This is a genomic window from Bacillus sp. Bwzl_19, assembly GCF_054900515.1.
In genome coordinates this window covers 1,699,550-1,722,463 of the sequence record NZ_CM142729.1, presented here as the reverse complement: position 1 = coordinate 1,722,463, position 22,914 = coordinate 1,699,550, and the positions used below count along the sequence as shown (strand labels likewise).

Annotated in this window: 23 protein-coding genes; all 23 read right to left on the bottom strand. The window is 46.4% G+C overall.

The window, feature by feature from the left end; all coding sequences use genetic code 11:
* Positions 1-53: 53 nt before the first annotated feature.
* Positions 54-2,399 carry an FtsK/SpoIIIE family DNA translocase gene (locus ACW5MY_RS09075; RefSeq protein WP_013352306.1) on the bottom strand — a complete coding sequence of 782 codons (2,346 nt, stop codon included), beginning with the start codon at positions 2,397-2,399 and terminating at the stop codon, positions 54-56.
* A 134-nt stretch (positions 2,400-2,533) separates the two neighbouring features.
* Positions 2,534-2,743 (bottom strand): YlzJ-like family protein, encoded by a 210-nt coding sequence (locus ACW5MY_RS09070; RefSeq protein ID WP_013352305.1) that lies wholly within the window; start codon positions 2,741-2,743, stop codon positions 2,534-2,536.
* Positions 2,740-3,477: a ClpP family protease gene (locus ACW5MY_RS09065; protein ID WP_013352304.1), complete on the bottom strand. Its 738-nt coding sequence runs from the start codon at positions 3,475-3,477 to the stop codon at positions 2,740-2,742. Before ACW5MY_RS09065 ends, ACW5MY_RS09070 begins: the two co-directional genes overlap by 4 nt.
* Positions 3,478-3,593: 116 nt before the next feature.
* Complete coding sequence (rnjB, locus tag ACW5MY_RS09060; protein ID WP_289394402.1) at positions 3,594-5,261, bottom strand: ribonuclease J2; 1,668 nt, start codon at positions 5,259-5,261, stop codon at positions 3,594-3,596.
* Between the two features lie 177 nt (positions 5,262-5,438).
* Positions 5,439-6,308, bottom strand: coding sequence for a 4-hydroxy-tetrahydrodipicolinate synthase (gene dapA / locus ACW5MY_RS09055; protein WP_003154166.1), 870 nt, complete (start codon positions 6,306-6,308; stop codon positions 5,439-5,441).
* A 30-nt stretch (positions 6,309-6,338) separates the two neighbouring features.
* The gene (dapG, locus tag ACW5MY_RS09050) at positions 6,339-7,553 is read right to left on the bottom strand and encodes an aspartate kinase (RefSeq protein ID WP_013352302.1); all 1,215 of its coding nucleotides are present in this window, start codon (positions 7,551-7,553) and stop codon (positions 6,339-6,341) included.
* Positions 7,554-7,641: 88 nt separating this feature from the next.
* Complete coding sequence (asd, locus tag ACW5MY_RS09045) at positions 7,642-8,682, bottom strand: aspartate-semialdehyde dehydrogenase (protein WP_013352301.1); 1,041 nt, start codon at positions 8,680-8,682, stop codon at positions 7,642-7,644.
* A gap of 133 nt (positions 8,683-8,815) precedes the next feature.
* Positions 8,816-9,406 (bottom strand): dipicolinate synthase subunit B, encoded by a 591-nt coding sequence (gene dpaB / locus ACW5MY_RS09040; RefSeq protein ID WP_013352300.1) that lies wholly within the window; start codon positions 9,404-9,406, stop codon positions 8,816-8,818.
* A 2-nt stretch (positions 9,407-9,408) separates the two neighbouring features.
* Entirely contained in the window at positions 9,409-10,299 is an 891-nt protein-coding gene (gene dpaA, locus ACW5MY_RS09035) for a dipicolinic acid synthetase subunit A (RefSeq protein WP_013352299.1), read from the bottom strand.
* 156 nt (positions 10,300-10,455) lie between these two features.
* Positions 10,456-10,713, bottom strand: a complete 258-nt coding sequence (locus tag ACW5MY_RS09030) for a YlmC/YmxH family sporulation protein (RefSeq protein ID WP_003154176.1) — start codon at positions 10,711-10,713, stop codon at positions 10,456-10,458.
* A gap of 74 nt (positions 10,714-10,787) precedes the next feature.
* On the bottom strand, positions 10,788-12,023 hold the full coding sequence (locus ACW5MY_RS09025) for a M16 family metallopeptidase (RefSeq protein WP_013352298.1): 1,236 nt from the start codon (positions 12,021-12,023) through the stop codon (positions 10,788-10,790).
* A gap of 40 nt (positions 12,024-12,063) precedes the next feature.
* Complete coding sequence (locus ACW5MY_RS09020; RefSeq protein ID WP_013352297.1) at positions 12,064-13,023, bottom strand: polysaccharide deacetylase family protein; 960 nt, start codon at positions 13,021-13,023, stop codon at positions 12,064-12,066.
* 111 nt (positions 13,024-13,134) lie between these two features.
* Positions 13,135-15,258 carry a polyribonucleotide nucleotidyltransferase gene (pnp, locus tag ACW5MY_RS09015; RefSeq protein WP_014470391.1) on the bottom strand — a complete coding sequence of 708 codons (2,124 nt, stop codon included), beginning with the start codon at positions 15,256-15,258 and terminating at the stop codon, positions 13,135-13,137.
* A 172-nt stretch (positions 15,259-15,430) separates the two neighbouring features.
* A complete protein-coding gene (gene rpsO / locus ACW5MY_RS09010; protein WP_003154182.1) occupies positions 15,431-15,700 on the bottom strand; it encodes a 30S ribosomal protein S15 in 270 nt (89 codons plus the stop codon).
* 165 nt (positions 15,701-15,865) lie between these two features.
* On the bottom strand, positions 15,866-16,807 hold the full coding sequence (ribF, locus tag ACW5MY_RS09005; protein WP_013352295.1) for a bifunctional riboflavin kinase/FAD synthetase: 942 nt from the start codon (positions 16,805-16,807) through the stop codon (positions 15,866-15,868).
* A gap of 19 nt (positions 16,808-16,826) precedes the next feature.
* Positions 16,827-17,756, bottom strand: a complete 930-nt coding sequence (gene truB / locus ACW5MY_RS09000; RefSeq protein ID WP_013352294.1) for a tRNA pseudouridine(55) synthase TruB — start codon at positions 17,754-17,756, stop codon at positions 16,827-16,829.
* A gap of 83 nt (positions 17,757-17,839) precedes the next feature.
* On the bottom strand, positions 17,840-18,193 hold the full coding sequence (gene rbfA / locus ACW5MY_RS08995; RefSeq protein WP_003154185.1) for a 30S ribosome-binding factor RbfA: 354 nt from the start codon (positions 18,191-18,193) through the stop codon (positions 17,840-17,842).
* 16 nt (positions 18,194-18,209) lie between these two features.
* The gene (locus tag ACW5MY_RS08990; RefSeq protein WP_013352293.1) at positions 18,210-18,488 is read right to left on the bottom strand and encodes a DUF503 domain-containing protein; all 279 of its coding nucleotides are present in this window, start codon (positions 18,486-18,488) and stop codon (positions 18,210-18,212) included.
* Positions 18,485-20,638: a translation initiation factor IF-2 gene (gene infB / locus ACW5MY_RS08985; protein WP_013352292.1), complete on the bottom strand. Its 2,154-nt coding sequence runs from the start codon at positions 20,636-20,638 to the stop codon at positions 18,485-18,487. Before infB ends, ACW5MY_RS08990 begins: the two co-directional genes overlap by 4 nt.
* Positions 20,639-20,657: 19 nt before the next feature.
* Positions 20,658-20,960, bottom strand: a complete 303-nt coding sequence (locus ACW5MY_RS08980) for a YlxQ family RNA-binding protein (protein WP_003154192.1) — start codon at positions 20,958-20,960, stop codon at positions 20,658-20,660.
* Between the two features lies 1 nt (position 20,961).
* Complete coding sequence (gene rnpM, locus ACW5MY_RS08975; RefSeq protein ID WP_462061862.1) at positions 20,962-21,237, bottom strand: RNase P modulator RnpM; 276 nt, start codon at positions 21,235-21,237, stop codon at positions 20,962-20,964.
* 13 nt (positions 21,238-21,250) lie between these two features.
* The gene (gene nusA, locus ACW5MY_RS08970; RefSeq protein WP_013352291.1) at positions 21,251-22,372 is read right to left on the bottom strand and encodes a transcription termination factor NusA; all 1,122 of its coding nucleotides are present in this window, start codon (positions 22,370-22,372) and stop codon (positions 21,251-21,253) included.
* A gap of 39 nt (positions 22,373-22,411) precedes the next feature.
* Complete coding sequence (gene rimP / locus ACW5MY_RS08965; protein WP_013352290.1) at positions 22,412-22,882, bottom strand: ribosome maturation factor RimP; 471 nt, start codon at positions 22,880-22,882, stop codon at positions 22,412-22,414.
* Between the last annotated feature and the right edge of the window lie 32 nt (positions 22,883-22,914).

The following is a 22,914-nucleotide window of genomic DNA, read 5'->3' as shown; positions in this document are numbered from 1 at the left end:
AATAAACAGGGATGATTTTGACAGTATTATTTTAAGTGAAAGCCCTCTTCTTTTTAAGAAGAGAGCTCATCGTATTGTTCTTTTGATAATAGTACTTCCCTCGGTTTGCTTCCTTCATACGGCCCGACGACGCCCCGCTCCTCCATTGCGTCAATCAGACGGGCAGCCCTCGTGTAACCGATTCTGAACCGTCTTTGAAGCATAGAGACAGAAGCCGTCTGCATGCCGATAATCAAATCGACCGCTTCATCATACAGATCATCCGTTACTTCACTGTGTGTTTCCGCAGTTTCTTCCGGAATCATTTCTTCTTGATACTGCGCTTTTTGCTGTGTGATGACATGATCTACGACATGCTCAACCTCTTCATCCGATAAGAATGCCCCCTGCACCCGAACCGGCTTATTCGCGCCTACGGGCAGAAACAGCATATCTCCGCGCCCCAGAAGCTTTTCAGCGCCGCCCATGTCTAAAATCGTCCGTGAATCGGTCTGAGATGAGACACTGAAGGCGATTCTCGACGGGATGTTGGCTTTAATCACTCCGGTAATGACGTCGACTGAAGGCCGCTGTGTCGCGATAATCAAATGAATGCCTGCCGCCCGTGCCATCTGGGAAAGTCTCGTAATCGAATCTTCCACGTCGGAAGAAGCGACCATCATCAGATCGGCAAGCTCGTCAACGATCACGACGATGTACGGCAGCTCAGGCTGCTTTACTTCTTCTGAGGCATTTGACCGCTTGATATGATCATTATAGCCTTCTATATTTCTCGTGCCCGTATGGGAGAACAGCTCATAGCGGCGCTCCATCTCATTGACGACCTTTTTCAAAGCCTGTGAGGCCTTTTTCGGATCTGTCACGACCGGCGCAAGCAGATGAGGAATGCCGTTATATACATTCAGCTCAACCATTTTCGGGTCAATCATCATCATTTTCACTTCATGCGGTTTGGCTCTCATCAGGATGCTCGTAATAATTCCGTTGACACATACGCTTTTCCCGCTTCCCGTTGCTCCCGCTACAAGCAGGTGGGGCATTTTGTTCAGTTCGGCAAGCACGGCTTCTCCGGAAATATTTCGCCCCAAGCCGATCAGAAGCTTCGCATCCGGCTTGTCGTTGAGCTTGGATTCAAGCACTTCTTTTAAGGAAACCATCGCAACTTCAGCATTCGGCACCTCGATGCCGATTGCTGATTTGCCCGGAATCGGCGCTTCTATCCGGATATCTTTCGCGGCCAGCGCGAGCGCGAGGTCATCGCTCAGATTGACGATTTTGCTGACTTTGACCCCGACGTCCGGATATACTTCATATTTTGTGACGGCCGGACCGAGATGAACCTGCGTCACTTTCGCCTTTACGCCGAAGCTTTGAAAGGTGCGCTCGAGTTTTCTTGCATTCTCGTAAATGTTTTTCTTATCTGTCTGCTGGCCGGTATGTTTCGGGTCAGCCAGTATGTCCAAGGAAGGCATTTGATAATCCTTATTTTCCAGCTCTGTAAACGTCATCGGCGGAGCCGCGGGCGTTTCGTCACTGTCTTGGACGCCGCCGGAAGGCTCTTCTTGTGCCGCTTGTGCCGTCTCCTGCGTCTTTTCAGGAATCAGCGGCTCGTCGCGCTGCTCCTCACGATCTGAAAAGCTTGAAATAATCGGCTCTGAATGGATGATCGGCGAAATGATTTCCTCATCCTCTTCCTCCGGTTCAGGCTCTTCTTTTTTCTTTTGAACACGTTTTTTTGTTTTCGTTTTCGGCGAAGACATATTCGTTCTGACTGTTTTCATATCTTCAAGAAATGCCTGCCATTGCCCGCGGATAAACCCGCCGACGGGGCTCGTCCACTTTTTGAGCGTTTCCTGCAACGAACGGCCCGTTACAAGAATCAGTCCCATTAAGATCAGCACGATCGCCATAATCTGTGAACCCGTTGATGCAAATAAAAAGTGGGCAGCTGCAAACAGTACCGCGCCGATCATACCGCCCCCCAAGTCAGGTGAGGCAGCCTGCTGTTTCATATCGATCATAAACAGCTCCCACGTGTTGCCGATGACACTTGCCGACTGAATCGACCCATGATGGGACAGATTTTTAAAGAGCTGTACGTGAGACAGCAGCAAAATACTGGCGATAATACAGTACAATCCCGCCTTTCTTCTCGTTAAAAGACTCGGACTCTTCTTTTTCCAAAACAGCGAAATTCCCAGAAGGAACAGCGCCAGTAAGCATAAAATAAACCACTCTCCGGCAAAAAAACGGAACAGGTACACAAATGTCTGTCCCACAACGCCGAGCTGCAAAACAGCAATAATCGAGATTGCAACACAGAGCAGTCCGCTTAGCTCGTATTTTATATTGAGCTTACTCTCTTGTTTCTTTTTAGATTTCCGTTTTTTCTTTGCCACACTCATCACCTTACTGCGTTAAAAAATGTAAAACCATACATCATGAAGAAAAGCAGCCTTTTACCGGCTGCATTTTTCTGTAGGATTCCCCTATTATAGCATATTTTGCCCCTGAGAAACGGACTGAATGCCGGTTAGATTTTCAACTTAATTTTTTGTCCCGGAGCGATGTCCGGATTCAGAAAATCCATCGGGTTCGTACTTAGAATCTGTACGACTTCAGCTTCATTTCCCTTCATTTCAACTAACAGCGGCACACCGGCGTAATCTACCTGTTCATGCACGCTTTGTTCTGCTTCATGACCGTAAACGACTTCTTGGGGCATGACGGTATAAAGGATCATTGAATCATCCTTCCTTCCTCGCCCTTTCGTTCCTCAATCAGCTGATTCAGCTTTTTTATCGCCTGTCCGACGCCGCCGACGGCGTCAATTAAGCCGTAATCAGCCGCATCTTTGCCGACTACGTTCGTTCCGATATCCCGGGTAAGGTTTCCTTTTGAAAACATCAGTTCTTTGAATTTTTCTTCGGAAATATTGGAATGATTGGTCACAAAGTTGACGACCCGCTCCTGCATTTTGTCCAAGTATTCAAACGTTTGCGGGACGCCGATAACCAGACCTGTCAGCCGAACGGGGTGAATGGTCATTGTCGCTGTTTCCGCGATAAAGCTATGATCACATGACACGGCAATCGGCACACCTATAGAGTGGCCTCCGCCAAGTACGATTGAGACGGTGGGTTTTGACAAGGATGCGAGCATTTCCGCAATCGCAAGACCTGCTTCCACATCGCCGCCGACGGTGTTTAAAATGATCAGAAGGCCTTCAATTTTCGGATTTTGCTCAATGGCGACGATTTGCGGAATGACGTGTTCATATTTGGTTGTTTTATTTTGCGGCGGGAGCTGGACATGCCCCTCAATTTGGCCGATGATTGTCAGACAGTGAATATTGGTATCCTGAGACATTTGCGGCAGAGATGTCTCTCCCAGCTGCTGAATTTTGCTCATAAGGCTGTCTTTCGCATCTGATTTTTCGGGCTGCTGTTCTTCGGTGTTTTCCATACGATGATCCATTTTATTTTTCACCCTTTCCGAATGTCTCTTTGTATTATGAACAAAGATGCGGATTTCCATCCGGAGATGAACAAAAACAAAAGCCGCAGCATCATGCGCTCCGGCTTTTGTGTATATTATACTTCCATAATGATCGGAATGATCATCGGCTTGCGTTTTGTTTTTTCATAAAGGAATTGGTTCAGCGCATCGCGCATGGCTTGTTTCAGCGTGGACCATTCCACTGCAGATGTTTCCGTCGCTTCAGTCACGATGGAGCGGACGAGCTCAGTAGCTTGTACAATTAAACCTTCTGATTCTCTGACATATACGAAACCGCGCGTAATGATTTCAGGACCCGATACGAGGTTCTTTTTCTGCTTATCAAGCGTAATCACGACGATGAGAATGCCGTCTTGTGACAGCAGGCGGCGGTCTCTCAGCACGATGTTGCCGATGTCGCCGACACCGAGGCCGTCAATCAGGACATTTCCGTATGTGACCTTATCCCCGATTTTCACATTCTGGCCGCGGAATTCAACGACGTCGCCTTTTTCAATTAAGAAAATGTCGCTGCGTTTCATGCCGATTTCTTCAGCGATTTTGGAATGCGCTTTTTGCATTCTGATTTCACCGTTTACCGGAATTAAATATTTCGGTTTTAGCAAATTAAGCATTAGTTTTAATTCTTCCTGTGAACCGTGACCGGACACATGCACGCGTTTTTGGGCGAAAATGACTTGAGCGCCGGCGCGGACAAGCTGGTTGACGGTTTTGGAATATACCAATTCATGCCCCGGGATCGGTGTTGATGCAATGACAACGGTATCTCCTTCTTCAATGTTAAGCTGCTTGTGCGCCTGCTTCGCCATCCGCGTAAGAGCGGCTAACGGCTCACCATGGCTTCCTGCCGTAACAATTGCCACTTCGCGCTTCGGATATTTTTTCACATCCTGCACCGGAATAAACAGTTCATCATCGGCTTCAATATAGCCGAGCTTTCGTGCAAGCTGAAGTACGTTTTGCAGATTTTTTCCGGCGATTGCAAGTTTGCGGCCATTCTGTGCGGCAGCCTGAATCACTTGCTGGATCCGGTTGATATTAGACGCGAATACGGCAACGATGACGCGATTTTCTGAAATGTACATCGCATCGGAAATTTCACCGCTTACATCTGCTTCTGACGGAGTGTATCCCGGGCGCTCCGCATTGGCACTGTCAGAAAGCAGGGCAAGCACACCGCTGTTTCCGATTTTAGCGATTTCGCCAATATCACATGATTGGTGATATGCAGGCGTCTGGTCAAATTTGAAGTCTCCCGTGCATACAATAGAGCCAAGTGATGTTTTGAAGCTGACTCCCACTGAATCCGGAATGCTGTGAATCGTTTTAAAGAACGATACTTTTGTTGATTCAAATGTAATGACTGATTTAGAATGAACTTCACGTAAATCAGCTTTTCGATTATGCCCGTACTGCTTGAGTTTTTCTCTCAGCAAAGCAAGCGTAAGCTTCGTTCCGTATACCGGTACCGACAGCTTGTTCAATAAATAAAAGACGCCTCCGATGTTTTCATCGTGTCCGTGTGTCAGAAAGATGGCCTTCACGCGGTCAGCCCGTTCTACTAAGTAGGAAATATCCGGAATGACGACATCAATACCGAGCATTTCATTTTCAGGGTGCATCAGCCCCGCATCTACTACAAATATGTCTGAGTCAATTTCAATGACATATAGGTTCTTCCCAATTTCTCCGACACCGCCAAGGGCGATAATTCTGACGTTTTCTGTATTTTTCTTTTTCAAAATCTGTATCCTCCTAGTCTCATACCCGTCCATCATCACTTGTTCCTATTATAACTGATATCAATTTTAGAAAACAAGAAGAAGCGGAAGGTTTAGGGAAAACCAATATGTAGACAAAACGGTCAAACTCACGATAAAAATGAGAATGACCGCGTATTTTAACTGTATAAATTTTTCTTACAGTTCGCTGATGACGCTGCTCAGGCTCAGACGTTCATCTTCATTCAGCGGGATAAGAGGAAGACGCACAGATCCGACATCAAGTCCCTTCAGCTGAAGCGCCGTTTTGACCGGAGCCGGGTTCGGCGCTTTAAAGAGCTCCTTCATGATCGGCAGAAGCTTCTGATGAATCAGTGCCGCGGTTGCCGTCTGCCCGTTCGTATAGTTTTTAATCATCTGCTGCATGTCAGAACCTACGATATGGCTGGCCACTGACACGACCCCTCTTCCGCCGACTGCAAGAATAGGAAGCGTTAACCCGTCATCACCTGAATAGACATAAAAATCTTCCGGCGTTTCGGCAATGATTTTCGTAATGGCATCAAGATCGCCGCTTGCTTCTTTAATCGCAGAGATATTCGGAATCTCCGCAAGTCTGATGGCCGTTTCCGGCGCAAGTGAAGCGACCGTTCTGCCCGGCACGTTGTAAAGCATAACAGGAAGAGACGTTTCTTCAGCTATCGCCTTAAAATGACGGTACATGCCCTCTTGTGAAGGCTTATTATAATACGGCGTGACAAGCATCACACAATCAACGCCGGCTTCTTCAGCTTTTTTTGTCAGTTTAATGGAGTCTTTCGTATTGTTGCTTCCCGTACCCGCAATAACAGGCACTCGTCCGTTCACTTCTTTGACTGTAAATTCAAAGAGTGCAATTTTTTCTTCCGTTGAAAGTGTCGGAGATTCGCCGGTCGTTCCTGCGACGACTAAAGAATCCGTGCCGTTTTTCAACAAATAGTCGATTAATGTAGACAGTTTTTGAAAGTCTACATTCCCTTTACTGTCAAAGGGGGTAATCATCGCTGTAGATATATTTCCGACATTCATTTTTTTCACCTCATCATGATTCAATCACATTTACTTTGAAAGTTCAAACACTTCATGCAGCGCATTTACGGCTGTTACCATATCTTTTTCATGAACGAGCACCCAGATCGTCGTATGGCTGTCGGCAGATTGCAGAATCGGAATGCCTTTATCCGAAAGTGCTGAGACGATTTTTGACGTCACGCCCGGCACACCCATTATTCCGGCACCGACCACTGACACTTTCGCACAGCTTTCCGTCACTGTCGGCTCATAGCCTAATTCGGCCAAAATGCCGCGCGCGGCTTCCGTTTTACTGCCGGCTACGGTATATACGATTTCACTCGGCGTAATGTTAAAGAAATCCACGCTGATGCCGGCATTCGCCATTGCTTTAAAGACTTCTGTCTGAACATTGTATTGCCCCATTTTGGCTGGAACCTTAAATTGCGTCACATCTTTTACATGGGCGATCCCCGTGATCAGCCGTTCGAACACATCGCTGCCGACCTTGGACGAATGATGAGACGTCACCAAAGTGCCTTTGTCTTTTGAATAAGTGGAGCGCACTCGGATCGGCACCTTTGCCTGCATGGCGATCTCCACCGCGCGCGGATGAATGACTTTCGCTCCTTGATAGGCAAGATTGCAGATTTCCGTATATGTGACATTCGGAAGCGGCTTAGCATTTTCCACGATTCTCGGGTCGGCCGTCATGACGCCTTCCACGTCCGTAAAAATGTCGATAAATTCCGCATCAACCGCAGCGCCGATCGCCGCTGCTGATGTATCGCTTCCTCCTCTGCCGATCGTCGTCGTGTCGCCTTTTTCAGTCGCTCCCTGAAATCCTGCGACAACGACGGCATCATGGCTGGCGAGTGTCTCGAACAGCCGCTCTGTTTTCATTTCTATAATTTTGGCGTCAGTATGCTGGGCGTTTGTTAAAAACCCTGCCTGGGCTCCTGTTAAAGCTGCGGCTTTTATGCCGTTTTCCTTCAGCATGCTGGTAAAAACAACAGACGAAATCGTTTCTCCGCAAGACAAAAGCATATCCTGCTCTCTCGGAGAAATATCGGACTGGCTGCCGTAAAGAAGCCCGATCAAAGAATCTGTCGCGTACGGGTCTCCTTTTCTTCCCATCGCCGATACGACAACGATAACTTTATAACCTTCACTGATGGCATCTTTAATGTGTGCTAACGCAAGCTTGCGGCCTTTGTCATCTTTTACGGATGTTCCGCCGAATTTTTGAACAATGATCTTCACTATTTTCACTCCAAATTAGTCTGACGTAACAGAAGAGAGCAGGCAGAGCCTTACTCTCTTCTGATCGCCTATAGAAAATACGTTTGTTTTATACGAGGTTCAGTTTTTGCAGGCTTTCCGCAATTTGAACTGAGTTCCAAGCGGCGCCTTTTAACAGGTTATCAGAAACAACCCACAAATGAAAACCGTTTGCTCTGTCCAAATCTTTACGGATTCTTCCTACAAATACATCACGTTTACCGACGCAATCAGCAGGCATCGGGTAAAGCTGCTCCGCCGGATCATCCTGAAGCGTAACACCCGGAGCCTCTTTTAAAAGCTGTTTAATGTCTTCAACGGTTGCGTCATCACGGTCAAGCTCAATGTAAACAGATTCTGAGTGGCCTGTTTCAATCGGCAGTCTGACACATGTCGCAGCCACTTCCAGCTTCGGCATATGCATGATTTTTTTCGTTTCATTAATCATTTTCATTTCCTCAAACGTGTAGCCGTTATCTTGGAATTTATCAATTTGCGGAATGGCGTTAAAAGCGATTTGATAGTGCTTTTTGTCCCCTTTAACCGGCATAATGGACGGTTCTATAGGTTCATTGTTTAAAATCGCCTTTGTCTGGCTGTACAGCTCTTTCGCCGCTTCATTGCCGGCCCCGGACACAGCTTGGTAAGTAGATACAATGACTTTTTTCAAACCGTATGCTTTGCGGATCGGTTCAATCGCCGCCACCATCTGAATCGTTGAACAGTTAGGGTTGGCGATAATGCCGTTATGTTGATGCAGATCAGCTTCGTTCACCTCAGGCACTACAAGCGGTGTATTTTCGTCCATACGGAATGCGCTGGTATTGTCAATCACGATGGCTCCCCGTTTTACAGCCTCAGGCGCCAGGCTTTGTGATACGCTCCCGCCGGCGCTGAATAACGCGATATGAACGCCTTCGAAGCTTTCCGGAACAGCTTCCTGCACTGTATATTCTTCGTCTTTAAACGTTACTTTCGTACCAGCAGAACGCTTTGAGGATAGTAGTGTGAGTGTTTCGATTTCAAAGTTTCTGTCTTCCAATGTTTCCAGCATTTGCTGTCCTACGGCTCCCGTCGCTCCGACAACTGCTACGTGTAATCCTCTTCCCATCTGTAAAACTCCTTCCGCCAATTAAGCATCATTTGTTGAATTGACTTTGCATTTTACGTTTTATTTTACCATAGAATAGTCACGGATTGACCGAATTTTTTTATTCCGGAATGATTTTCTCTATCATGATTTTTTATTCTTGATGCTGTACGAGCACCGGCTGAACCTGCTGATGCAAAAGAGCTTTTTCCACCGTAATCGGAAGGAGATCCATTCTGGCGACAAGCGATGTCGGTTTTTTCACATGGTCATCCTGGCCGAACGGGATGAAAAATATATGTTTTGCGGACATCAGCCTCATTAAATTCGTTCCGTTTAAACCAAGGCCGTCATTTGTCGAAATTCCGAGCACGACCGGCCGGCTGTTGCGGATCGTGGCTTTCGCCGCCATAAGGACAGGGCTGTCAGTCATCGCATTTGCGAGCTTGCTCATTGAGTTTCCGGTTAAGGGGGCGATGACCATGCAGTCGAGCGGAAGTTTCGGCCCGAGAGGCTCCGCTTTTACGATGGAATCAATGACCTCAAAACCTGTTGCTTCTTCAATTTTTCTGACCCAATCTTCCCCCTCTCCAAAGCGCGTATCGGTCGATTGGACCGTCGACGTCACAATCGGCCGGACTTCAGCCCCCTGACTGACAAGCGCTTCTATTTGCGGAAAAACCTCTTCATATGTGCAATGAGAGCCGGTTAATCCGAATCCGATTCTTTTCCCTTTCAAAGACATGGCTATCTCCCCTCTTTCTTTAAGTCTGCCAAAAGCTTGCTCAGTACGTTCGCAATAATCTGTCCCGCTGTTTTCGGAGCCACAATCCCCGGAAGCCCCGGAGCAAGCAGCGCTTTAATGCCTTGCTTTTCAGCATATTTGAAATCCGTTCCGCCCGGACGGGATGCTAAATCCAAAATCAAGGTCCTCGGCGTCATACGCGATAAAACCCTTTGATTCAGAATCAGGCTCGGTACGGTGTTAATGCAGATATCGATATCATTTACATGATCAGTAATCTCTTCAATTTGAAAAGGAAAAAGCCCCATTTCCGATATACGGGCCAAATGAGACGAACTCCGCGCTCCCACTTTTACCTTCGCCCCTAACGCTGCAAACGTCCGGGCGATTGTCATACCGGTGCGCCCCATGCCGAGAACGGCGACATTTGACCCGTGAATGGTATAATCCGTATGCTGAATCGCCATCATGATTGTACCTTCGACAGTGGGAATCGAGTTGAATATCGCGATGTCGTCCCGCTCAAATAATTTAACAAGCTTGCGGCCGGCTTCGCTGGCGATGCCCTCGAGGTATGCGTTAGAGATGCCGGAATAAATAACGCAATGCTCCGGTGTCTGCTCGAGATAGCTTTGCTTTAATACCACTTCTTCATTTGAAAAAACCGTGGAAACAACGCCTTCTCCGGTCGTTGCCGATACAGGCAGGATGATACTGTCTATTTTCGGAAATGGAATCTCATCAATTTTGCATTTGACGGTTCCCGTAAAACCGTCATCCAATTGGTCAAACCCTGCAAGATAAATATCGGCATGCTGTTCTGTCAGTTTTCTTATAATCTCAAGCTGTCTTGCGTCACCGCCAATGATCGCAATTGTCAATCCGGTTAACATTTGAAACGTTCACCTTCTTTACAGTTACTGGATCTTATAAGTGTCATCCTCCTCTTCATCGTATGTGCGAAGAGAAAGGGCGGTGAATGTACAGCGTTTTTTTCATAAAAAAAGCACCGGCTGTTTGAGCCGGTGCTTGCGAAAAATGAATACGGTCTACTCTTCTGGAGGAGTGATCTCCCCGGGAACATCTAAAATGATCATGTCTGACCCGATTTTTTGAATATGATTCCAGGGAACACGGATGTCGTGGCCTTGTTTTCTCAACCCGAACCATTTTACCGTCGGTATCAACAGCGCGGTAATTTGTCCGTCCTGTTCATTAATTTCCAAATCGGTCTGGCCGAGCACGCCGAGTCGCTCTGCCCGTTTAATGTCTACAATTTCTTTACCTGACAGTTCACTGAGCCTCATGATAGCCACCCCCTTGTACTATATGACCCTGAGCAAAAAAAAATGCCTGCCCCGTACAGAGGCAGACTTCCCGCTTAAGATGAGGCCGGCATATTGCCGGTCGGACTGATGAGCGATAATGCGTAATCATCCGTAAATAAGCGGCGGCTCAGGCCGTTGACGCTCTCCAGGCTGACTGCATTTAATTCAGCGATAATTTCATCCATCGTCTTATGCTTTCCGAGCAGGAGTTCGTTTTTCCCGTTCCGGCTCATTTTGCTGTTTGTGCTTTCTAAGCTGAGCATTAAACTTCCCTTCATTTGCTCTTTGCTGTTTTCCAGTTCTTTCGGGGTAATGCCGTCACGTTTTAGAACCGATAACGTTTCTTGAATGGTTTCAGACAGAAGCCCGAGCTGATTAGCGCCGGTGCCTCCATAAATCGTCAGCATACCGCTGTCTTCATAGGAACTGTGATAGCTGTATACAGAATAGGCCAGTCCTTTATCTTCACGCACATCCTGGAAAAGACGGCTGCTCATGCTTCCGCCCAGCACGTTGTTTAAGACGATTAAATCGTAGATGTCCGGGTCTCCGACTTTCAGGCCTTTAAAACCGAGGCAGAGATGCGCCTGTTCGGTGTCTTTTTTTCTGGTCAGCTTTTCATAATGAAACTCAGGCTGGCTGATACCGCTTGCCTTGCCCTTTGCTTCGTATGTACCGAACCATTTCTCCACGTCTTTAATAAATTGTTCTGTTACATTTCCGGCGACAGAAATGACGACGCGGTCCGGTGTGTAAAAGTTATCCATATGCTGTCTGAGAGAATCACCGTTAAAAGCAGAAAGCGTTTCCTCCGTCCCGAGTATCGGGTAGCCGAGCGAATGATTTCCGTATGTCGCTTTGCTCAGCAGATCGTGGACAATGTCATCCGGCGCGTCTTCATACATCTTAATTTCTTCATATACGACGTTCTTTTCTTTTTTGAGTTCATCTTCATCAAAAGCAGAATGAAAGAACATATCGGCCAGCACGTCAAGTGCGTAGTTTGCATGTTCATCCAGCACTTTGGCGTAATAGCACGTATATTCTTTTGAAGTGAAGGCATTCACTTGACCGCCTATCCGATCGAAGGATTCTGCGATTTCCCGTGCGGATCTCGTATTTGTTCCTTTAAAAAACATATGCTCAAGAAAGTGCGAAATACCGTTTGTATCCGGCGTTTCATGGCGTGATCCCGTTCCGATCCAGACGCCGATTGCCACGGACCGCACCGTTGGATTATTTTCAAGCACAACTCTTACACCGTTTTGGCATGTATAGCGTTTTATCAAGTTTGTTCCTCCTATTCAAAGACAGGCAAACTACCGCCTGCTACTTCATCAGCCTGTTTTCATCCATTAAGTCAGACACTGAGCCGAGCGCATAGCCTTTTTCTTTGATTTTTGTAATCAGCGTTTCCAGGCTTTTCGCAGTCGGATCAGTCGGATGCATTAAAATCATGGCTCCGTTATGTATTTTGCTCAACACCCTTGTTTGTAAAACAGCCGGAGACGGTTTTTGCCAGTCAATGGTGTCAACGGTCCACATGATGGTGCCCATTCCTTTTTCCGCCGCAAGGTCGACCACGGCTTTTCTGAAGCTGCCGCTTGGCGGCGCAAACCATTTCGGCTTCATGCCGAGCGTCTCGCTGATTTGTGCATTGGTTTTGTCAAGCTGTTCGGAAATGCTTCCTGATGTCAGTTTGCTCATATCAGGGTGATTGTATGAATGATTTCCGATTTCATGTCCGTCTGCCGCTATTTTTTTCCCAAGTTCCTGATTGTTTTTGAGCCATTTTCCTTCAAGAAAGAAAGTTGCTTTGACCTGATGCTGCTTCAGAATAGGCAGCATTTGCTCCACGTATTCATTTCCCCAAGCTACATTTATCAGGAAAGCGACCATCGGCTTGTCGGGATTTCCTTTATAAATGGGTTCGGGCGCAAGAGAATCGAGATGGACTTTCGGTTTTACCTGTTCATAGACAAGGTCATCTTCGTGAAATTCTCCATCCTTTTTCATTTGCTTATAGGATTTTTCCACATTGACCTTTAAACCGTTATAACCAGGTATCGCCTTCCATATTTTATCAATCCTCGCATCTTGCGGCTTCACTTCATACTCCGGCGCTTTTTGGAGCAATTCCTCATAAAGCGGATCTTTTGATGCTGACACAGTCACTGCGTCTTTTTTCATTGCGTCTATGTAATCAACTGTATACGGGTTTTTTAACATCTCAAACGAAACAAAAAAAAGAAATAAAAAAACGGCAAACGGCACGAATTTTTTCAACATGTCCTTCCCCCCTCATCACACATTATGTATGAGGAGGACAAGGTAGAACCCGCTGTTGTCTTTCTCAAAATAAAGAAGCCGGGTCTCCCAGGCTCCTTGTTAGGTTTTCATTTAAGATTGTTGTTGTTCTTGTTCTTTTTCTTTCTCTTCGCGCAGCACTGCTTTACGCGACAGGTTGACTCGTCCCTGTTTGTCGATTTCAGTTACCTTCACAAGGATTTCGTCACCGATTTTCACAACATCCTCAACTTTGCCGACCCGTTCGAGCGCAAGTTCAGAGATGTGAACGAGACCGTCTTTTCCGCTGAAGATTTCAACGAAAGCGCCGAATTTCTCAATCCGCTTGACTTTACCGAGGTAAAGCTGGCCGACTTCGACTTCTCTGACAAGATCTTCGATGATTTTTTTCGCTTTTTGGTTGCTGCTTTCATCAGTAGAAGAAATAAAGATGGTGCCGTCTTGTTCAATGTCAATTTTAACACCGGTATCTTCAATGATTTTGTTGATTTGTTTGCCGCTCGGTCCGATAACGTCACGGATTTTATCCGGATTAATTGTCATCGTTAAGATTTTCGGCGCATATTGAGAAAGTTCTTTTCTTGATTCACCAAGCGTGCTGAGCATGCTGTTCAAGATTTCCATTCTTCCTTTTTTCGCCTGCTGAAGCGCTTCTTCAAGAATTTCTCTTGAAAGGCCTTCAATTTTAATGTCCATTTGCAGCGCTGTCACGCCTTTTTCCGTGCCGGCTACTTTAAAGTCCATGTCACCGAGGGCATCTTCCATCCCTTGAATATCCGTTAATACCGTATAGTACTCGCCTGATTTCACAAGTCCCATCGCGATACCCGCAACAGGCGCTTTAATCGGAACACCGGCGTCCATCATGGCAAGCGTGCTCGCGCAAATGCTGGCCTGTGAAGTGGAACCGTTTGATTCAAGCACTTCAGATACGAGACGAACCGTATACGGGAAGTCTTTTTCATTCGGAATGACCGGCTCAAGCGCACGCTCTCCAAGAGCCCCGTGACCGATCTCACGGCGTCCCGGTCCGCGCATCGGGCCTGTCTCCCCTACGCTGAATTGCGGGAAGTTATAATGATGCATAAACCGTTTTGATTCTTCCACGCCTAAACCGTCAAGAATCTGAACGTCGCCAAGAGCACCTAATGTACAAACACTGAGCGCCTGCGTCTGTCCTCTCGTAAACAGCCCGGAGCCATGCGTTCTCGGCAGAAGGCCGACTTCTGAAGAAAGCGGGCGGATTTGATCGACACCGCGGCCGTCAGGACGGACTTTTTCTTCTGTGATCAAACGGCGCACTTCGTTTTTCACAAGTTTAGACAGTGTCTGTTTCACTTTTTTGATCGTATCTTCATCGTGCTCTTCTTCTTCAAATTTCGCGACGACTGCATCTTTCACTTTATTGATCGCATCTTCACGCGCATGCTTTTCGTGAACCTGAATGGCGCTGAGAAGATCCGGCTCCGCAAGACTTTTTACTTTTTCGCTGAGCTCTGCATCAATTTCATACAGTTCAATTTCGGTTTTTTCTTTGCCGACTGCCGCCACAATTTCTTCTTGGAATGCGATCAGGCGCTTAATTTCTTCGTGGCCGAACATTATCGCCTCAAGCATGATTTCCTCAGGAACTTCATCCGCTCCCGCTTCCACCATGTTGATGGCGTCTTTTGTGCCTGCAACGATGAGGTTGATATCACTTTTTTCAAGCTGGTCAACCGTCGGATTGATGATGAACTGTCCGTCAATGCGGCCTACCGTCACACCCGCAATCGGACCTTCAAACGGAATATCGGAAACGCAAAGAGCAAGTGATGAACCGAACATTGCAGCCATTTCAGATGAGCAGTTCTGATCAACACTCATGACAATACTGATAACCTGTACTTCGTTACGGAATCCGTCGGCGAAAAGCGGACGGATCGGACGGTCGATCAGACGGCTGGCTAATACGGCCTTTTCACTCGGACGGCCTTCTCTTTTAATAAAGCCGCCGGGAATTTTACCTACTGCATATAATCTTTCTTCGTAATTAACGGTAAGCGGGAAAAAATCTAGCGGTTTCGGTTCTTTTGATGCGGTTGCTGTGCTGAGCACTGCGGTATCGCCGTAGCGGACCATAACAGCGCCGTTTGCCTGTTTGGCAAGCTGGCCGGTTTCTACTGTAAGCTGTCTGCCGGCCCAATCTATGGTAAAGACATGTTTCTCTTGTCCCATTCGATTACGAGCTCCTCTCTTAATGTGTGAAATAATCAATTACTCCTATTATGAACGAAATGAATTGAACATATCAATGTCAAAGTAGTATGTAAAAGGATTTCATTGTTTTTTATCATTATTTTTTCGCTTTAATACGATAAAAAAGCGGGAATCCTCCCGCTTTTTACGATTATCGACGTAAGCCTAGTTTATTAATTAACTCACGGTAACGAGTTACGTCTTTATTACGCAGATACGTAAGAAGATTACGACGTTTACCTACCATTTTAAGAAGACCGCGACGTGAGTGGTGATCTTTCTTGTGAGTACGCAAATGCTCGTTCAAGTTGTTAATTGAGTCTGTTAGGATAGCGATCTGAACTTCTGGAGATCCAGTATCAGATTCGTGTGTTTTGAACTCGCTGATGAGTTGGTTTTTACGCTCTTGAGTAATTGCCATCCTGTTTCACCTCCATATCATAATTAGCCCCAGTTACCTAGCAACCGTCGGTGACTTCGGATTGCCAAGCAATGGTTTTAAGACTACGAAACATATGATACTAAAAATCGCGCCCATATGCAAATCTTTTAGAATAAAATTTGTGTACTTTTGATGATTTTTCCGTTATTTGCTGAAAAAACGGATCGCTTCTTGTTTGTCTTTCTCGATCTGGGCCGTCAGTTCATCGATGCCGTTAAACTTCCGTTCGCTGCGGATGCGTTTGTACCACTCGATTTTAACGTCTTCCCCGTATACATCCTGTTGAAAATCAAATAAATGAACTTCAATTGACGGCTGATCGGGACGCTTTTCATAAAAGGTAGGTTTATAGCCGATATTGCAGACGCCTTCATACTTCTCGCCTTTTATTTCGGCTTTCACGGCATAAACGCCTGTCGGCGGCACGATATAACTGTTGTTGAGGCCGATATTGGCCGTCGGAAAGCCGATGGTGCGGCCTCTTTTGTCTCCGTGAATCACAGTGCCCCGGATAAAATACGGCTGGCCGAGGAGAGTGTGTGCCAGCTCAACGTCGCCATCCTGCAGCGCTGACCTGATGTAAGTGGAACTGATCTTTCTGTCCTGCTCGGTCTGTTTTTCGACAGTCGTGCATTCAGCCTTGCCGTTTAAATCGTCCGGCAGTGTGGCCATCGTGCCTTTTCCGTATTTTCCGTACGTAAAATCAAAGCCTCCCACAGCATGCTGAGCGTTTAATCCTAAAATATAATCCTCGGCAAACTGTTTTGGAGACAAAGCCGCAAACGCTTCATCAAACTTTACGATATACAGCACATCGGCGCCTAAACGTCCGATCTGGCTGATTTTATCTTCAAGCGGCGTAATCAGATCCTTTGGCTCTTTGTCCCTGCCCAAAACATGGGAAGGGTGGGGATGAAACGTCATGACGGCCAGCGACAGGCCTTTTTCTTCGGCAATTTGTCTGGCTGTTCCGATTACTTTCCGGTGCCCTAAATGAACGCCGTCAAAGTAGCCGAGCGCCATGACAGACGCCGGCTGCTCTTCTTTTTGTAAATGATGCGGATGAGAAATATGTATCGTCTTCACAGAACGGTCACCTTTTTTCTTATTGTTCGCTTTTTTGCATCAGCACTTTAGCCGGTTTCAGCAGTCCTTTTTTTGAAGGGTGCGGCATATAAATGGCCACACATTCTCCGGCTTCGGTACAGACCGCTATACGGGCGTCAGCTGTCATTGCAGAAAATTCAGCCGGGATGTCAAACACTGACCCGTTTTCAGCTTTCTTAGCTAATGTATCACTTATGACCCATTTCGGCAAATGATTGAGCGCTCTTTCAATCGGCACCGCATGCTCTGCAACCGTGCCGTCTGAAGCCTGCTGCTCAAGCTCATCAAACGTGAAACACTCATCAAGGCTGAAATCGCCGGAAGCAGTCCGGATAAGATGCGACATATGCGCGGGATAGCCGAGCTTTTCACCGATTGTCACTGCCAATGTTCTGACGTAAGTCCCTTTTGAGCACGTGACTGTGAAGCGGAATGACGCTGTATCATCCGTATAAGTGACAGGTGAAGTGAGGGAGATATCTTCAATCGTGATATTCCGCTTCGGCCGCTCCACTTCAATACCCGCTCGGGCGTATTCATAGAGCTTTTTCCCGTTCACCTTCACCGCGGAATACATCGGCGGCACTTGCTCCTGCGGTCCCTTTAGTTCGTCTAAAACGGCTTTGATGTCCGTTTCATTTATCGGCTCCTTGACAGGTTTTACGCTGACGGTTTCCCCCGTCTGATCTTCAGTCGAGGTGGAGAAGCCGAGAGTGATCTCAGCATCGTACGTTTTTGACTTGTCGGTAACGTACTCAACGATCTTTGTGGCCCGTCCGACACAGATCGGCAGTACGCCTGACACTTCCGGATCAAGTGTGCCCGTATGACCGACTTTCTTTGTTTTTAACAGTTTTCTTATTTTCATTACACAGTCGTGAGAAGTCATGCCGACCGGTTTATGTAAAAGGAGAACTCCGTTAACCATCTGTCTTTCGCTCCTTTGTTATCATTTGTATCCCGTAAAACGCAGAAAAGAGGACAGACGACAACGCCCATCCTCTTTTCCCGTTATTCAGACGGTTTATCTGAATGCAGTTCGTGAATCAATGTTTCAATACGGTTGCCGTATTCAATTGATTCATCAAATTCAAATTCAAGCTCAGGCGTTTTACGGAGTCTGATTCGGCTGCCGATTTCGGAACGGATAAATCCCTTCGCTTTCTCAAGGCCTTTCAGCGCCTCCTCTTTCTTTTTCTCTCCGCCGAGAACGGAGATATACACCTTCGCTATTTGCAAATCACCTGAAACACGTACGTCTGTTACAGTCAGAAATCCGATTCTCGGGTCTTTCAGCTTTCGGCTGATAATATCCCCAAGCTCTTTTTTCATCTGTTCTCCGACACGGTTTGCTCTCATACTCAATTCAATCACCTCTAAGTTAAAACCACTCTGTTCTAGTGATCGTCCGTTCTATTTCGGGAAAGGAGTCAATAAACGCGAGTACGCGCTGAATCTCCTTTTCCGCCTGAACGTGAGAGGAGGAGACGACGGCGATTCCGAAGCTGGTCCGCTGCCAAGTGTCCTGATAGCCGATTTCAGCTGCCGACACGTTGAACTTATTCTGAACCCTCGTCATAATCCGCTTCAGAACGGCTCGTTTCTCCTTTAATGATCCCGCATCGTAAATGATGCATTCACATTCCGCAAATCCGATCACTTTCTTTCGATTTCCTGCATGACATACGCTTCAAGGATGTCACCTTCGCGGATGTCATTGTATTTCTTAATCGTAATACCACATTCATACCCTTGTGAAACTTCTTTCACATCATCTTTGAAGCGTTTCAGAACATCTACTTCCCCTTCGAAGATTACCACGCCGTCACGGATCAAGCGAAGTCCGCTGTCACGTGTAATGTGGCCGTCTGTTACATATCCGCCGGCAATCGTGCCGATTTTCGACACTTTGAATGTTTGGCGCACTTCAACCTGACCGATGACTTTTTCTTCGTATTCAGGATCAAGCATTCCTTTCATCGCCGCTTCAATTTCTTCGATGACTTTGTAAATGATACGGTGAAGACGGATATCTACATTTTCAGCTTCAGCCGTGCTCTTAGCATTTCCGTCTGGGCGCACATTAAACCCGATAACGATTGCATTTGAAGCAGATGCGAGAATGATGTCTGATTCCGTAATCGCACCGACGCCTGTGTGAATGATTTTCACTTTTACGCCTTCTACTTCAATTTTTTGAAGAGCGGCCGTTAACGCTTCGGCAGAACCTTGAACGTCCGCTTTTACGATTAAGTTGATATCTTTGACATCGCCTTGTTTAATTTGCTCAAACAGATCATCAAGGCTCAGCTTCGCTTTGTCGCTGCGCTGTTCTTCCAATTGCTTGGAAGCACGCGCTTCACCGACAGAACGGGCTGTTTTTTCGTCTTTAAAGACGAGGAATTGATCGCCAGCTTGCGGTACGTCATTTAAGCCCGTGATTTCCACAGGTGTGGACGGTCCGGCTGTTTTCACGCGGCGGCCGAGATCATTGACCATGGCCCGCACGCGGCCGAATGTATTTCCGACAACGATCGGATCTCCGACTTGCAATGTTCCCGTTTGAACGAGAAGTGTCGCAACAGATCCTCTTCCTTTATCGAGCTCAGCTTCAATAACCGTTCCTTTTGCCTGACGGTTCGGATTGGCTTTCAGCTCTTCTACTTCACTGACAAGCAGAATCATTTCGACAAGCTCGTCAATTCCCTTACCTGTAAGAGCGGACAGAGGAACGAAAATCGTTTCTCCTCCCCATGCTTCCGGAACGAGTCCGTATTCAGTCAGTTCCTGCATAACACGGTCAGGGTTCGCGCTTTCTTTATCCACTTTATTCACGGCAACGATAATCGGAACCTCAGCCGCTTTCGCATGGTTGATGGCTTCGACTGTTTGCGGCATAACGCCGTCATCAGCCGCTACGACTAAAATGGTAATATCGGTTACTTCCGCTCCGCGTGCGCGCATCGTTGTGAACGCTGCGTGTCCGGGTGTATCAAGGAAAGTGATTTTTTTGCCGTTTTCTTCGATCTGGTAAGCCCCGATATGCTGGGTGATTCCGCCGGCTTCTCCTTCAACAACTTTAGTCTTTCTGATGCTGTCAAGAAGGGTCGTTTTCCCGTGGTCAACGTGGCCCATGATCGTTACGACAGGCGGACGGATTTGAAGATCTTCTTCTTTGTCAGCCTCTTCATATTTTTCAAGCTCAGTTTCTTCAAGCACAATCACTTCTTCTGTTTCTACACCGTATTCAGATGCGATCAGTTCGATTGTGTCTTTGTCAAGCTCCTGGTTAATCGTAGCCATTACGCCCAGAAGCATCAGCTTTTTAATGATTTCAGACGGTTCTTTGCCCAGTTCTTCGGCTAAGGCTCCGACTGTTAAAGAGCCGGAAAACGTAATTTTCTCAGGAAGCTCTTTTTTCGGCTTCAGCGGTTTTTGCTGATGCTGATTTTTGTTGTTATGATTGCGTTTGTTTTTGTTTTTGTTGTTGTTGTTATTCTTCTTGTTTTTGTTAAATTGATTATTCTGCACGTCATTCTTCTTTCCGTCTCGAATTTTGTTTGGTTGATTCCCAGCAGGCTGCTGATTAACCCCTTGCGGCTGCTTGTTTTTGTTCGTTTCCGCAGGCTTTTGAGATTTAACGCCGGCGCCGCCTTTTTTAAATTTCGCATCAAGCTGCTTAATGGTCTTTTCTTCAAGCGTTGCCATATGGTTATTTACTACTATATCCATGTTTTTCAGCGCCGTCAAAATTTCCTTACTTGAAACATTGATGGCTTTTGCATATTCGTATACTCTCATTTTAGCCATTCGTTCACCCCCAAAAATATTAATCGAGCAAGCTGATCAGCTTATTCGCAAAACCTTGGTCAGTGACGGCGACAACGACACGTGATTCCTTGCCGATAGAGCGGCCGAGATCCGCGCGGCTTTCGACTTTTTTATAAGGTACTTTATAATAATTGCATTTATCGGATACTTTTTTTGCAGTATTCGCAGATGCATCTTCTGTCAGCAGAACAAGTTTTGCACGCGCATTTCTAATTTCTTTTATAACCAAGTCCTCGCCCGACACGACCTTACGAGCTCGATTGGCCAGACCCAGCAAGGGAAACCATTCCATTCCAGACATGTTATTTTTTCACCTTTTCCGCCAGTTCCAGCAATTCTTCGAAAATCTGGTCATCGATTTGTGATTGAAATTGATTTTGCAATGTGTTTTTCTTTTTCGCAGCTAAGATGCATTCTTTCTCAAGGGTGATATAGGCACCCCGCCCGTTCTTCTTGCCTGTCGGATCGACTGAAATCTCTCCTTCTTTTGAACGGACAATTCGGATCAGTTCCTTTTTAGGCTTCATTTCCCCCGTTACCACACATTTGCGCAGAGAAATTTTTTTTCGCTTATTCACCTAAAGTCACCTCTTATTCATCCGATTCGGCTGTTTCAGGCTCCATAAAGAGCGGCTCTAAATCGTCATCTTCTTCATGCTCTCTCGGAAAGATGCCAATGTCTCTTGCATCCGTTTCACTTTTGATATCAATTTTCCATCCTGTCAGTTTCGCGGCTAAGCGGGCGTTTTGCCCTCTTTTTCCGATTGCCAGAGAAAGCTGGTAATCAGGAACGATGACAGTCGTGGCTTTTTCTTCTTCGTTGACGATGACATCCAGCACTTTAGATGGGCTGAGCGCATTGGCAACAAATTCAACCGGATCGTCAGACCAGTTGACAATATCAATTTTTTCGCCTTTCAGTTCATTGACGATCGCCTGTACGCGCTGGCCTTTAGGACCGACGCATGAACCGACAGGATCGACGTCAGGATCATCAGTGCGGACGGAGATTTTAGAGCGGTCGCCCGCTTCTCTGGCAACGGATTTCAGTTCGACCGTTCCGTCATAAATTTCCGGCACTTCGATTTCAAAAAGACGCTTCAAAAGACCGGGATGTGTTCTTGATACATAGATTTGCGGCCCTTTTGTCGTTTTTTCGACTTTTGTAATGAATACTTTAATACGATCGTGAGGTTTATAGCTCTCATTCGGCATTTGTTCATTAACGGGCAGCAGCGCTTCAATCTTGCCGAGAGACACGTAAATAAATTTGCTGTCTAAACGCTGTACAATTCCCGTCATGATGTCTTCTTCACGATCGATAAATTCTGAATAAATCACGCCGCGCTCAGCTTCACGGACACGCTGCGTCACAACTTGTTTTGCTGTCTGCGCAGCAATGCGGCCGAAGTCTTTCGGCGTTACTTCTATTTCAACGACATCTCCGACAAGGTAGTTCGGATGGATGTGCTGGGCGTCGTCAAGCGAGATTTCAAGCCTTGAATCGTATACCTCGTCTACGACATCTTTTCTTGCGAACACGCGGATGGTGCCCGTCTCACGGTTCAGATCGACCCGTACGTTTTGCGCCTGGTTAAAATTTCGCTTATACGCAGAAATTAAGGCAGCTTCAATTGCTTCGATGATAATGTCTTTACTGATGCCTTTTTCTTTTTCAAGAATCGTGAGGGCATCTAATAGTTCACTGCTCATGTTAGCGGTCTCCCCCCTTAAACACTAATACTTCATTCATTAAAAAGTTACAGCTAATCTTGCGTTAGCTATTTTTTCATACGGAATATTGACCCGTTTCTTTCTTGTTTTAATCGTCATCTCTATTGTAGCAGTTTGTCCATCAAATTCAGCCAATTTGCCTTCAAACACTTTTAAACCGTCAATCGGTTCGTACGTTTTCATGTACACATTTTTGCCCAGTGATTTTTCGAAGTCGGCTTTTTTCTTTAATGGACGCTCGGCTCCAGGAGAAGATACTTCAAGAAAGTAGTTTTGAGTGATCGGATCGGCCTCATCCAGCTTTTCGCTTAACGCTTCGCTGACTTTGGCGCACTCCTCAATATCAACACCGTTATCGGAATCAATAAACACGCGAAGGAACCAGTTTTGACCCTCTTTGACAAATTCAATGTCTACGAGTTCAAGCTGAAGGTCATCTAGTATGGGCTGAGCCATTTCTTGAACGGTATCAGTCACTTTTTTGCTCATGTTTTTCCTCCTTGTGCTGTCGATATCATATC